Below are 12055 nucleotides of genomic sequence, written 5' to 3'. Positions count from 1 at the left end.
GATCCTGTGGTGGGGGCGCAGCGCGCAACGCGTCCGGCGCCCCGGGTAGTTGATGAAAAGCGGGTCGGTGCGGGAGGGCCGTCAGGCCTTCTTCGCGCCCGGGAAGCCCAGCTTCTCGCGCTGCTCGTAGTACGCCCTGGCCACCGCCTGGGCCAGCGCGCGCACGCGCAGGATGTAGCGCTGGCGCTCGGTCACGCTGATCGCACGGCGCGCATCCAGCAGGTTGAAGGTGTGGCTGGCCTTCATCACCTGCTCGTAGGCCGGCAGCGGCAGGTTCACTTCCACCAGCTTCTGCGCCTCACGCTCGCAGGCGTCGAAACGGTGGAACATTTCTTCCACGTCGGCGTATTCGAAGTTGTAGGTGCTCTGCTCCACCTCGTTCTGGTGGTAGACGTCACCGTAGGTCACCGGCTGGCCGTCCGGGCCGTAGGTCCAGATCAGGTCGTAGACGTTGTCGCAGTTCTGCAGGTACATGCACAGGCGCTCGAGACCGTAGGTGATCTCGCCCAGCACCGGGCGGCATTCCAGGCCACCGGCCTGCTGGAAGTAGGTGAACTGGGTCACTTCCATGCCATTGAGCCAGACTTCCCAGCCCAGGCCCCACGCGCCCAGCGTCGGCGATTCCCAGTTGTCCTCGACGAAGCGCAGGTCGTGCACCAGCGGGTCGATGCCCAGTGCCTTCAGCGAATCCAGGTACAACTGCTGGATGTTGTCCGGCGCCGGCTTCATCGCCACCTGGTACTGGTAGTAGCGCTGCAGGCGGTTCGGGTTCTCACCGTAACGGCCATCGGTCGGGCGCCGCGACGGCTGCACGTAGGCCGCATTCCAGCCTTCCGGACCGATCGCACGCAGGAAGGTGGCCGGGTGGAAGGTACCGGCGCCCACCTCCAGGTCGAGCGGCTGGATGAGCACGCAGCCCTGCTGGGCCCAGAACTGGTTCAGGGTCTGGATCAGGCCCTGGAAGGTGATCGGAACGGTCGGGGTCGCGGACATGCGTACGAGTCTTGGCCGGCAAGGGGGTGCGCTAGTATAACGGCCGACCTGCGGGGCATTCCGTACCCGGGAGGAGCAGGCAGATGGAACATCGGCTGCCGGCAGGCACGCCCGGCGAGGCGGACGGCGCCCCGCTGCCCTGGGGACGGCTGCATTTCGAGCAGATTGCCGCGGCCCTGACCGCCGATGGCCTGGTGGCCGAGCAGGACCGCGAGCGCATGCGGTTTTCCGCACAGGGCGCGCGCAACGCCAGTGAAGTGCATCCGCTGGTACTGCTGTCCAACCTCAAGCTGGCCGCCACCAGCGGCGGCGAACTGACCCTGGAACGCCTGACCGAGTGGCTGGCGCAGCGCACCGGCAGCCGCTACCTGCGCATTGACCCGACGCGGGTGGACGTCGCTGCGGTGACCGCGCTTGTGTCGCATGCCTACGCCCGCCGCCACCGCTTCCTGCCGCTGGCGGTGGATGCCGAGCGCGTGCTGGTAGCCACCAGCGAGCCGCTGGTGCAGGAATGGCGTCGTGACCTGCAGCACCTGACCCGCCGCCGCATCGAGCTGGCGGTGGTCAACCCGCTGGACCTGCACCGCTACACCATGGAGTTCTACGGGGTGACCCGCTCGGTGCGCGGCGCCCGTGGCGATGTGCGCGGCGAGGCCAGCACCACCCTGCCCAGCTTCGAGCAGCTGGTGGAGCTGGGCCGCACCGGCGACGTCAATGCCGACGACCAGCACATCGTGCACATCGTCGACTGGCTGCTGCAGTACGCCTACGAACAGCGCGCCTCGGACATCCACCTGGAGCCGCGCCGCGAGATGGGGCGCATGCGCTTCCGCATCGACGGCGTGCTGCACAAGGTGTTCGAAGTACCGCCGGCGGTGATGACCGCCGTGGTCAGCCGCATCAAGGTGCTGGGCCGCATGGACCTGGCCGAGCGCCGGCGCCCGCAGGATGGCCGCATCAAGACCCGCTCGCCGGGTGGCCGCGAGGTCGAGATGCGCCTGTCGACCATGCCCACCGCCTTCGGCGAGAAGTGCGTGATGCGCATCTTCGACCCGGATGCCGCGTTCAAGAGCATCGACCAGCTCGGTTTCAGCCCGCAGGAGGCCGCCGGCTGGAATGCGCTGGTCGAGCGCCCGCACGGCATCGTGCTGGTCACCGGCCCGACCGGCTCGGGCAAGACCACCACCCTGTATTCCACGCTGAAGCGGCTGGCCACGCCGGACGTGAACGTGTGCACGGTGGAGGATCCGATCGAGATGATCGCGCCCGAGTTCAACCAGATGCAGGTGCAGGCCAACATCGACCTGGACTTCGCCAGCGGCGTGCGCACCCTGCTGCGGCAGGACCCGGACATCATCATGATCGGCGAGATCCGCGACCTGGAGACCGCGCAGATGGCGGTGCAGGCCTCGCTGACCGGCCACCTGGTGCTGTCCACCCTGCATACCAACGACGCGCCCTCGGCGGTCACCCGCCTGCTCGACCTGGGCGTGCCGCATTACCTGCTGGCCAGCACCCTCAACGGCATCCTCGCCCAGCGCCTGGTGCGCACGCTGTGCCCGCACTGCAAGCAGCCGCACAGCCTCGGCGCCGCCGATTGGGCGGTGCTGGCTGATAGCCATGCTGCATATCCAGATGCCGCCACGCCCTGTCGGCCGGTCGGTTGCCTGGAATGCCGGCGCACCGGATTCCTCGGCCGCATCGGGCTGTATGAGTTGCTGCCATTGGGTTCGCGGCTGCGCGGGCAGATCCGCGCCGACATGGACCTGGCCGGTTTCACCCGTGCCGCGCGGGCTGAAGGGCTGCGAACCCTGCGCCAGGCCGGGCTTGAAAAGGTGGCGCAGGGGCTGACTACAATCGAGGAAGTCCTGTCAGTACTGCCGCCCCCGGATGAACCCAGCCCCGTTCCTGATCCTTGAAACCGGCCGACCGGTGCCGTCATTGCGCCGCTACGGGCGCTTTCCGCACTGGATCCGCGTCGCCGCCGGACTGGACGAGCACGAGACGGTGGTAATTGATGTCGAGCACGGTGACGCCCTGCCTGATCCGCACGCCTTCGCCGGCGTGCTGGTGACCGGCTCGGCGGCGTTCGTCACCGACCACGCCGACTGGAGCGAGCGCAGTGCCGCGTGGCTGCGCCAGACCGCGCACGAGGACCTGCCGGTGTTCGGCATCTGCTACGGCCATCAGCTGCTGGCGCACGCGCTGGGGGGCGAGGTGGCCTACAACCCGGCCGGCCGCGAGTCCGGCACGATCGAGCTGGAACTGCAGCCGCAGGCCGCGCAGGACCCGCTGTTCCAGGGCCTGCCGCAGCATTTCGCCGCGCACGCCACCCATCTGCAGACCGTGCTGCGCGCGCCCGACGGGGCCGAGGTGCTGGCCCGCTCGCCGCTGGACGGCTGCCATGCCTTCCGCTGGGGGCGCCAGGCCTGGGGCGTGCAGTTCCATCCGGAGTTCGCCACCCACCACATGCGTGGCTACGTGCGTGCCCGCGCCGACTGCATCGGTCGCCATGGCGGCTGCGCCCGCAGCATCGAGCGCGCGGTCAGTGCCGCGCCGCTGGCCCGCCAGCTGTTGCGGCGCTTCGTCCGCCAGGCACGGCTGTCTTCAGCCCAGCCGGCGGCAAAACAGGGATAATCGGCGGCACGGGCAGCCGCCCGGCCCCCTCCTGTCCTTCCCGGATGTCCATGAAAGAGATTCGCAAGCTGCCGGCTTCGGCGGGCGCCCAGTGGTTGCTGGATACGTTCTCCCTGTACCGGCGTGCGCCGCTGCAGCTGGCCCGGATCGGCCTGACCTGGCTGCTGGTGAGCTGGGTGGTCACCCTGTTGTCGACGCTGATTCCGGGCGCCGCCGGCATGGCGGTGCAGCTGATGACGCTGGCCATCTCGCCGATCATGTTCGGCGGCATGCTGTATGCCGTGGGCGAGATCGACGAAGGCCGCCCGGGCCTGGCTTCGCACCTGCTGCAGCCGATCCGCGACCACCGCGTCAGCCATCTGCTGGTGCCGCTGGCCATCCAGGTGCTGGCGGTGCTGCTACTGGGCGCGCTGCTGTTCCTGATGATCGGCCGCGAGGGCTTCACCGCCTTCAGCGAGGTCATGACCAAGATGGAAGAGATCAGCCGCAGTGGCCAGCAGATCAAGCCGGATGACGCGGCCGCGCTGGTCGCCAACCTGCCGGCCAAGCGCATCGCGCTGTGGATGCTGCTGGTGTTCCTGAGTGCGGTCGCGCTGTCGCTGGCGATGTTCACCCAGCCGGCACTGGTGGTGTTCGACAAGCAGAGCGGCATGCACGCGCTGCGCCTGAGCCTGCAGGGCTGCATCGAGAACATCGGCGCGATGATCGTGTTCGCCGCACTCGGCCTGATCGCCGCGTTCTGCATGTACATCCTGTTCGTGATCGTGATCCAGATCGCGATGCTGATCGGCGGCCCGCTGGCCGCCGCCTTCATCGCCCAGCTGGTACTGACCACGGTGCTGATGCCGCTGTATGTCGGCGCGGTCTACGCCGCGTGGAAGCAGATGTTCGTGCACCGCGGCAGCCGCGCGGCGCCGCCGATCCCGACCACGCCGACCTCCAGCGACGTGTTCCACGCCTGACCAGAACGCAGGTAGATCCACGCCATGCGCGGATAGAAAAGGGGACGGAGGGGATTAAGTCGTTAAAGGCAAAAACGACTTAATCCCCTCCGTCCCCTTTTTGTCTTTCAGGCGGCGGGCTTCTTCACTACCGACGACGGCACCAGCCAGCGTGCGGCGTGGATGCCCAGCTCGTACAGCAGGCACATCGGAATCGCCAGCATCAGCTGCGACACCACGTCCGGCGGGGTCAGCACCGCCGCCAGCACGAAGATGCCGACGATCGCGTAGCCGCGGCCTTCCTTGAACTGCTGCGGCGTCACCCAGCCCAGCAACACCAGGATCACCATCGCCACCGGCAGTTCGAAACTGCCACCAAAGGCGAAGAAGATCGCCAGCACGAAGTCCAGATAGGCATTCGCATCCGGTGTGATTGCGATCACGTCCGGGCTGAAGGTGGTGAGGAAGTGGAACACCGCCGGCAGCACCAGGAAATACGCAAAGGCGCAACCGGTGTAGAACAGCAGCACCGATGACACCAGCAGCGGCACCGCCAGGCGCTTCTCGCGTGCATACAGACCGGGCGCGACGAACGCCCACAGCTGGTACAGCAGCCACGGTACCGCCACGAACAACGCGACGAAGAAGGTCAGCTTCAGCGGTGCGAAGAAGGCACCGGCCGGGTTGGTGGCGATCATCGTCTGCCCGTTCGGCAGCTGCGAGACCAGCGGTTCGGCCAGCGCGTTGTAGAGCTTCTGGGTGAACGGCAACAACGCCAGCAGCACCACGCCCAGGCCCAGCAATGCGCGCACAAGCCGGCCGCGCAGTTCCACCAGGTGCTCTACCAGCGAGCTCTCGCCGAAATCCTGTTCACTCATGGCTGGCGCTCCGTGCTCTGCGCCGGCGGCGGCGTAACAGCTTCAGCGGGCGCGGCCGAAACCGGCTCGGCGGCACCACCGTCCTGCGCTGGTTCAACGGCATCGGGCGCGGCGCTCATGTGCGGCGGCAGATCCGCGGGCGCCGGTGCACGGACGTGCTGCACCAGATCATCGCCCTGCTGCTGCGCCTGCTGGGCTTCGCGACGGATCGCTTCACCGCTGGCGCGCAGCTGGTTCTCGGTGTCCTGCATGCCCTGACGCACATCCTGCATCTGCCGCTTGATGTCCTCGGCCTGCAGTTCGCGCTCCAGTTCCTGTTTCACCGAATCCCATTGATTGCGGGCGCGACGCACCCACAGGCCGGCGAAGCGGGCCGCCTTGGGCAGGCGCTCGGGACCGAGCACCACCAGGGCGACCACTGCAATCACCAGCAGTTCGCTGAAGCCGATATCGAACACCGCAACCGCTCCGGATCAGCGAGCGTTACGGTCGTGCTCGTCCTGCGCGGTGCGCGACGCGTCCTGGGTGCGCGACTCATCGCCCAGCTGCGCGTTCGGCTTGTCCTCGTCGCGCATGCCCTTCTTGAATTCCTTGACCGCCGAACCGAGGTCCTTGGCGCCGCTGGTCAGGCGCTTGGTGCCGAACACCAGCAGGACGATGGCCAGCACGACCAACCAATGCCAGATGCTGAAACTGCCCATAAAGACGCTCGTTACGTTAGTGATCAGGCTGTCGAGCATAGCGCACCGGCTGTCAGCCGGCGCGCGTGACGAAAGTCAGTTTCCGCCCAGCGTTTCCGTACGGATCTCGCCGTCATTCACCGGCTGGAAGCCCTGCTGCTGCGGCGGCGGGGTCTGCGGCACGTTCTGCAGCGGCGCGGTGGTGGCCTCAGCCGGCGCAGCCGGTGCTGCCTGAACAGGCGCCGGAGCAGCTGCCGGGGCGGCAGCCGGGCGCGGCGCGCTGCCGCCGTTGCCGCTGCGGTTGTTGCGCGCCGCGTAGGTGGCCTCTTCCAGGCGATCGCGGAAGGCGACCACATCCATCGACGGCGAACCGGCGGCGCGGCCTTCGAAGATCATCCGCGGCGTGGTGTTGCTGCCGTAGGCGTCCAGATTGGCGGCATCGTCGATCTGCAGCACCGCGCCATCCAGCGCGACGCCGGCAAACAGGCCGCGGGCGCGCGACCAGGACCAGATCTCGGCCTTCAGCTGGCCGTCGGTGGCCGCGGCGGCGTTGCGGCCCACCGGACCGGCGGCGACGCCAGCGTCGGCACCCAGCGTGAACTTGCCGTTGACCAGGTTGTCCAGGCTGCGGTCGTTGCGGAACACCAGCACCACATCGGAGGACTGCACGCCGGCCTGGAAGCCGATGCTGCCGCCGGTGAGCTTCACGAACACCGGGTTGGACCAGGCGCCGTTGGGCATGCGCACCGACATCAGGCCGTGGCCACGACGACCGCCAATGACCAGACCGGCCTTGATCGTGTCGGGAATGACGATGACCGCGCGGCCTTCGTCCAGCAATTTATCCGGAATGCCCTGTTCAGGGATTTCCTGGATTTCAGCCAGCACGCGCACGGCATTGCGCGCACGCTGGTCTTCCTGCGGCCCGGCCATGGCCTGGCTGGACAGCAGGCTGGCGGCGATCAGCAGGGCTTGGATCGGGCGACGCATGGCAGGCTCCAGAAGTCAGTCCATAGGAAGATATAGCAAGTGACTGAAATTAGTAGCGTTGTCATGAATCCCCAATGAGCGTTCCCTGCTCACATTGATGCGCGCTATGCCCGCAATCCGAACCCTGCATCCCGGCGCGACACCGGATCGGCGACAATACCGCCCATGCTCGACGCACCCGATACCGCCGTGCTGGCGGTCAACCTAGGCACGCCCGAGACGCCGACGGCCCCCGCCGTACGCCGTTACCTGGCTGAATTCCTGTCCGACCGCCGCGTGGTCGCGATCCCGCCACTGCTGTGGCAGCCGCTGCTGCGCGGACTGATCCTGCCCCTGCGCAGCAGTCGTTCGGCGGCCAAGTACGCCCAGGTCTGGCTGCCCGACGGCTCACCGCTGATGGTGCATACGCGCCAGCTGGCGCAGGCCATGCAGGCCCTGTTGCCGACCCTGACAGTGCGTCATGCGATGCGTTACGGCGAACCCGCGCTGGCCAGCGAGCTCGACCGCCTGGCAGCCGACGGTGCGCGCCGCATCGTGGTGCTGCCGCTGTATCCGCAGTACTCCACCACCACCACTGCCTCGGTTGAAGACCGCGTCGATGCCTGGCAGCGCCGCAATCCTGGCGTGACCGTCAGCCTGGTGCGCGACTATTCGGTCGATCCGGGCTGGGTCGAGGCCGTGGCCGGCTCGATCCGCCGCTACTGGGAACAGCACGGTCGCGGCCAGACACTGATGTTCTCCTTCCATGGCATCCCGCAGCGCCTGGCCGATGCCGGCGATCCGTATCCGCAGCGCTGCGAGGCCAGCGCACAGGCCATCGCCAAGGCGCTGGAACTGGGCAGGGACGAGTGGCAGATGGGTTACCAGTCGCGTTTCGGCCGCGAGCGCTGGCTGCAGCCGTATGCCGAGCCCAGCCTGTGGGCGCTGGCCGAATCCGGCGTGAAGCAGATCGACGTGGTGTGCCCCGGCTTCGCCACCGATTGCCTGGAGACGCTGGAAGAGGTCGCCATGGGCTTCACCGAAACACTGGCCGAGCGCGGCGCGACGATGCGCTACATCCCCTGCCTCAACGCCGAACCGGAGCACGCACGCGCGCTTGCGCGGCTGGCCGTGGCCTCGCTGGCATGAGTCTGCAACCGTTTGAACTGGAGGTCGGTGGCGCGCGCGTCGCCGGCCTGCGCAACCACGGCGATGGCCCGCGCGTGCTGGCCCTGCACGGCTGGCTCGACAACGCGGCCAGCTTCGTGCCGCTGGCGCCGCACCTGTCGTCGCTGCAGCTGGTTGCCATCGACCTGCCCGGTCATGGCCACAGCGCGCATCTGCCGGCCGGTGCCAACTACACCACGGCCGCCGCGATCTGCCACGTGCTCGACGTCGCCGATGCACTGGGCTGGGACCGCTTCAACCTGCTCGGCCATTCGATGGGCGCCGGCATCGCCAGCCTCACCGCCTCGGTCAGTGACCGCGTCGAGCGCCTGGTGGCGATCGAAGCGCTCGGCGGCCTGCGCGGCCCCGAGGAAGAAACCGCCAACCGCCTGCGCGAGCATGTGAATGCCACGCGCGCACTGGCACGCAAGCAGCTGCGCGTGTTCCCCGACCTCGCCGCGCCGATCCGCGCACGGATGATGACCAACCAGCTCAGCGAGCACTGTGCACGGCTGCTGGTCGAGCGCGGCGTGGAACCGGTCGAGGGTGGCTACCGCTGGTGCAGCGATCCGCGCCTGATGCTGCCCACTGCGATCCGTCTCAGCGAAGGCCAGATCGACAACCTGCTGCAGGCCATCGCCTGCCCGACGCAGGTGATCTATGCCACGCCAGCGCAGTCCTACTACCCCGAGCCGATGCGCAGCGATCGCCTGCAGCACCTGCGCGATGGGCGGTTGGCGGTGTTTCCCGGCAACCATCACCTGCACATGGAAGATCCGGAACAGATCGCAGGCGTGATCCTGCGCTTCTTCAGCAACGACAACGCGGGCTGAGCAAAGGTATCCGCGCGCTTCACTCTGCGCGTCTGCGGCCGATACATCAGTTGCGGGCCCCTGCGTCCGCAGCACGCAGGTCCGGTCGGGCCTGCGGCGTGTGTCTGGTTCTGCAAGGAAGTCCGCATGCCTGCTCCATTGCACCGTCACCCACAGGATGTGGCCGCGGTGTCCCGTCTCCGCGTCGCTGATCGCGTCGCATTCCCCGAATTCCCGGCTCGCGCCCTGGTCACGCACTCCTGCGTGCGCCGCGGCGTGGCCGTTGTCGTCTGCTGATCCAGGAGTCGCCGATGTCCGTTGCATCCTCCCGTCCCCCCGATACCGCCCGCCTGCCGCACCTGCAGCAGCTCGCGCACCGCGCTGACCGCCGCCTGCTGATCGGCAGCGCGGTACTGGCCTTGGCTGGCCTGGCGCTGGCCCTGCGCGGCCCGCAGGTGCAGGCCGCCGCGTTGGCGGCCGTCGCCGTGCTGCCAGCCGCGTGGTTGGGCGGGGCCCAGGCGGGCCGGGCCATCGCCCGCAACGGTCTGGCGTTGCTGTTGTCGCTGCAGCTGGCCGTGTTGTGCGCGATCATCAGCCTGTCGCCGGCATTGCCGATTGCCCTGCTGCTGGGCGTGCTGCTGGGCCATCGCGATCGCCTTCCGGTGTGGCTGGCCGGTGGCGTCGGTACGCTCGCCCTGCTGGCACCGCTACAGGGCGGTGCCGCGCTGTGGCCGACGCTGCTGCAGGCCGGCATGCTCGCGGGCCTGACCCTGTTCCTCGGCCAGGTCGCACTGCGCCTTCGGCAGCAGACCGAGGCCCTCGGCCACGGCCCGCGTCGGCTTGCCGCGCTCGCACGCGATATCGCCACCGGTGCCGATCTTGGCGCGCATGCCGATACCGGCGCCTATGCGCCGGGTTCACTGGCCCACGCCCTGGCCGACACTGCACGCCACGTGCAGGCCCAGCGTGGGCGCGAAGCCGCGTCACATGCCGAGAACGCGCAGATCCGCCAGGCCCTCGATGCCTCGCGCACCGCGATGATGATCGCCGACAACGACCATGTGATCCGCTACGTGAACCGCTCGGTGGTGGCACTGCTGCGCAACCAGCAGGCGACGTTGCGACAGGCCTTCCCCGATTTCGACGCCGAGCGCCTGGTCGGCAGCAGCATCCATCGTTTCCACGCCAACCCGGACCGCATCCGCGCGATCCTCAACGGCCTGCAGGTAGCGCACAACGGCAAGGTGCAGATCGGCCCGGTGCACTTCGCGCAGGTGGTCACACCGGTGTTCGACGCGCAGGGCGTGCGCCTGGGCTTCGCCGTGGAATGGCATGACCGCACGCATGAGCTCGCGCTGGAGAATGCCGTGGCCGGCATCGTCGCAGCGGCAGCGGCCGGTGACCTCGACCAGCGCCTGCAGGCCACTGAAGGCGCCAGCTTCCTCGATGGCCTGACCGGTGGCATCAACCAGCTGCTCGATACGCTCGGCAGCACCGTCAACGAAGTACGGCAGATGCTCTCGGCACTGGCCAACGGCGATCTGGATCGGCGCATGCACGGCGAGTATCACGGCGCCTTCGCTGCCATCCAGCGCGATGCCAATGCCACGGCCGGGCAGTTGGCACGCATGGTCGGCCGCATCCAGGAATGCGCGGCGTCGATCAGTACCGCCGCCAGCGAGATTGCCGCCGGCAACGGCGCGTTGTCCGAGCGCAGCGAGCGCCAGGCAGCGCACCTGCAGGAGACCGCAGCATCGATGGAGGAACTGACCGCCACCGTGCGCCAGAACGCCGCCCATGCGCGTGAGGCCAGTGCGTTGGCCGCCTCCACGCAGAACGCTGCCAGTGACGGCAACACGGCCATGCAGCGGGTGGTGGATACCATGCAGGCCATCGAAGGTGCCTCGAAGCGGATCGGCGACATCACCGGCGTCATCGACGGCATTGCCTTCCAGACCAATATCCTGGCGTTGAACGCAGCGGTGGAGGCGGCACGCGCCGGCGAGCAGGGCCGAGGCTTTGCCGTGGTGGCCAGCGAGGTGCGCGTGCTGGCGCAGCGTTCGGCGGCGGCCGCACAGGAGATCAAGAAGCTGATCGACGAAGCGGGCCGGCAGGTGGGCGAAGGTGCCCAGCTGGTGGCCGATGCCGGCCAGCGCATGCAGGGAATTGTCGGCGGCGTGGAGGATGTCAGCCACCTGATGCGCGAGATTTCTGCAGCGTCGCAGGAGCAGTCGATCGGTATCGAGCAGATCAACCAGACAGTGGTGCAGATGGATCAGGCCACGCAGCAGAATGCGGCGCTGGTGGAAGAAGCCACCGCTGCCGCACGCGAGCTGCAGAACCAGGCCGGCACGTTGACCGAAGCAGTCTCGGTATTCCGCCAGCAGGAACCGCTCGAGGTCTCGCGGGTCGCCTGATCCTGGCCTTCCATTCGAGTTTGATCAGGACGGCGCCCGCAGGGCGCCGTCTTTTTATGCGTGACCTGCCCCTGGTAGTGCCGGCCGCTGGCCGGCAAACGATTGCTGTGTGGGCCTGCTGTTGGTAGCGGCCAACCTTGGTTGGCACCGCTGCTCCTCGCAGGGGGTATCCATGCATGGCGTGGATCTACCGGGCGATGTAATGCCATCGGGTTGCCGGCCAGCGGCCGGCACTACCCGGTGTTTACCGCGCACAAAGTTGCCGGCCGCTGGCCGGCAATCGATTGCTGTGTGGGCCTGCTGTTGGTAGCGGCCAACCTTGGTTGGCGCCTTGGCTCCTCGCAGAGGGCATCCACGCATGGCGTGGATCTACCGGGTGATGCAATGCCATCGGGTGCCGGCCAGCGGCCGGCACTACCTGCATTTACTGCGCACAAAGAAAAACCCCGCTGCGTGAGCAGCGGGGTTTTGGGTGTAAACCCTGGCGATGACCTACTCTCGCATGGCTTGAGCCACACTACCATCGGCGCAGCTGCGTTTCACTTCCGAGTTCGGGATGGG

General features: G+C 67.9%; 11 protein-coding genes and 1 rRNA gene. 6 read left to right on the top strand and 6 right to left on the bottom strand.

What is annotated here, in order from left to right:
• Positions 1-81 precede the first annotated feature (81 nt).
• The gene (gene glyQ, locus AC5P5S_RS11855) at positions 82-993 is read right to left on the bottom strand and encodes a glycine--tRNA ligase subunit alpha (RefSeq protein WP_012481649.1); all 912 of its coding nucleotides are present in this window, start codon (positions 991-993) and stop codon (positions 82-84) included.
• A gap of 83 nt (positions 994-1076) precedes the next feature.
• On the opposite strand from glyQ, the gene AC5P5S_RS11850 reads away from it, so the two are divergent.
• The 3 genes from AC5P5S_RS11850 to AC5P5S_RS11840 are packed head-to-tail and all read left to right on the top strand — an operon-like array spanning position 1077 to position 4592.
• Positions 1077-2912, top strand: coding sequence for a GspE/PulE family protein (locus tag AC5P5S_RS11850; protein WP_062605306.1), 1836 nt, complete (start codon positions 1077-1079; stop codon positions 2910-2912).
• Positions 2884-3630, top strand: coding sequence for a glutamine amidotransferase (locus tag AC5P5S_RS11845; protein ID WP_062605304.1), 747 nt, complete (start codon positions 2884-2886; stop codon positions 3628-3630). Before AC5P5S_RS11850 ends, AC5P5S_RS11845 begins: the two co-directional genes overlap by 29 nt.
• 50 nt (positions 3631-3680) lie before the next feature.
• Positions 3681-4592, top strand: coding sequence for a BPSS1780 family membrane protein (locus AC5P5S_RS11840; protein ID WP_005411674.1), 912 nt, complete (start codon positions 3681-3683; stop codon positions 4590-4592).
• A gap of 107 nt (positions 4593-4699) precedes the next feature.
• On the opposite strand, the gene tatC is transcribed toward AC5P5S_RS11840, so the two are convergent.
• The 4 genes from tatC to AC5P5S_RS11820 form a co-directional block, all read right to left on the bottom strand.
• On the bottom strand, positions 4700-5449 hold the full coding sequence (tatC, locus tag AC5P5S_RS11835) for a twin-arginine translocase subunit TatC (RefSeq protein WP_005411675.1): 750 nt from the start codon (positions 5447-5449) through the stop codon (positions 4700-4702).
• The gene (gene tatB, locus AC5P5S_RS11830; protein ID WP_005414931.1) at positions 5446-5907 is read right to left on the bottom strand and encodes a Sec-independent protein translocase protein TatB; all 462 of its coding nucleotides are present in this window, start codon (positions 5905-5907) and stop codon (positions 5446-5448) included. The genes tatC and tatB overlap by 4 nt, the downstream gene beginning before the upstream one ends.
• 15 nt (positions 5908-5922) lie before the next feature.
• Positions 5923-6150 (bottom strand): Sec-independent protein translocase subunit TatA, encoded by a 228-nt coding sequence (gene tatA, locus AC5P5S_RS11825; RefSeq protein ID WP_005414932.1) that lies wholly within the window; start codon positions 6148-6150, stop codon positions 5923-5925.
• A gap of 75 nt (positions 6151-6225) precedes the next feature.
• Positions 6226-7119, bottom strand: a complete 894-nt coding sequence (locus AC5P5S_RS11820; protein ID WP_005411678.1) for a lipid-binding SYLF domain-containing protein — start codon at positions 7117-7119, stop codon at positions 6226-6228.
• Positions 7120-7284: 165 nt separating this feature from the next.
• Here AC5P5S_RS11820 and hemH point away from each other — a divergent pair, with 165 nt between their 5' ends.
• From hemH to AC5P5S_RS11805, 3 genes are all read left to right on the top strand, one after another.
• Positions 7285-8247: a ferrochelatase gene (gene hemH, locus AC5P5S_RS11815; RefSeq protein WP_062605303.1), complete on the top strand. Its 963-nt coding sequence runs from the start codon at positions 7285-7287 to the stop codon at positions 8245-8247.
• On the top strand, positions 8244-9098 hold the full coding sequence (locus tag AC5P5S_RS11810) for an alpha/beta fold hydrolase (protein ID WP_062605301.1): 855 nt from the start codon (positions 8244-8246) through the stop codon (positions 9096-9098). Before hemH ends, AC5P5S_RS11810 begins: the two co-directional genes overlap by 4 nt.
• Before the next feature lie 290 nt (positions 9099-9388).
• Complete coding sequence (locus AC5P5S_RS11805; RefSeq protein WP_062605299.1) at positions 9389-11494, top strand: methyl-accepting chemotaxis protein; 2106 nt, start codon at positions 9389-9391, stop codon at positions 11492-11494.
• A gap of 479 nt (positions 11495-11973) precedes the next feature.
• On the opposite strand, the gene rrf is transcribed toward AC5P5S_RS11805, so the two are convergent.
• Positions 11974-12055 (bottom strand): 5S ribosomal RNA (gene rrf / locus AC5P5S_RS11800); the annotation flags it as partial.

Source organism: Stenotrophomonas sp. YJH_SMC_54 (genome assembly GCF_059368435.1).
Note: the sequence above shows the minus strand (reverse complement) of the source record. Positions and strands in the feature narration are given on the sequence as shown.

Bases quoted from the DNA above. Each gene is read 5' to 3' on its own strand.
- AC5P5S_RS11840 (WP_005411674.1), top strand. From the start codon at position 3,681: ATGAAAGAGATTCGCAAGCTGCCGGCTTCGGCGGGCGCCCAGTGGTTG.
- AC5P5S_RS11820 (WP_005411678.1), bottom strand. From the start codon at position 7,119: ATGCGTCGCCCGATCCAAGCCCTGCTGATCGCCGCCAGCCTGCTGTCC.
- AC5P5S_RS11810 (WP_062605301.1), top strand. From the start codon at position 8,244: ATGAGTCTGCAACCGTTTGAACTGGAGGTCGGTGGCGCGCGCGTCGCC.
- AC5P5S_RS11805 (WP_062605299.1), top strand. From the start codon at position 9,389: ATGTCCGTTGCATCCTCCCGTCCCCCCGATACCGCCCGCCTGCCGCAC.
- hemH (WP_062605303.1), top strand. From the start codon at position 7,285: ATGCTCGACGCACCCGATACCGCCGTGCTGGCGGTCAACCTAGGCACG.
- glyQ (WP_012481649.1), bottom strand. From the start codon at position 993: ATGTCCGCGACCCCGACCGTTCCGATCACCTTCCAGGGCCTGATCCAG.
- tatA (WP_005414932.1), bottom strand. From the start codon at position 6,150: ATGGGCAGTTTCAGCATCTGGCATTGGTTGGTCGTGCTGGCCATCGTC.
- tatC (WP_005411675.1), bottom strand. From the start codon at position 5,449: ATGAGTGAACAGGATTTCGGCGAGAGCTCGCTGGTAGAGCACCTGGTG.
- AC5P5S_RS11850 (WP_062605306.1), top strand. From the start codon at position 1,077: ATGGAACATCGGCTGCCGGCAGGCACGCCCGGCGAGGCGGACGGCGCC.
- AC5P5S_RS11845 (WP_062605304.1), top strand. From the start codon at position 2,884: ATGAACCCAGCCCCGTTCCTGATCCTTGAAACCGGCCGACCGGTGCCG.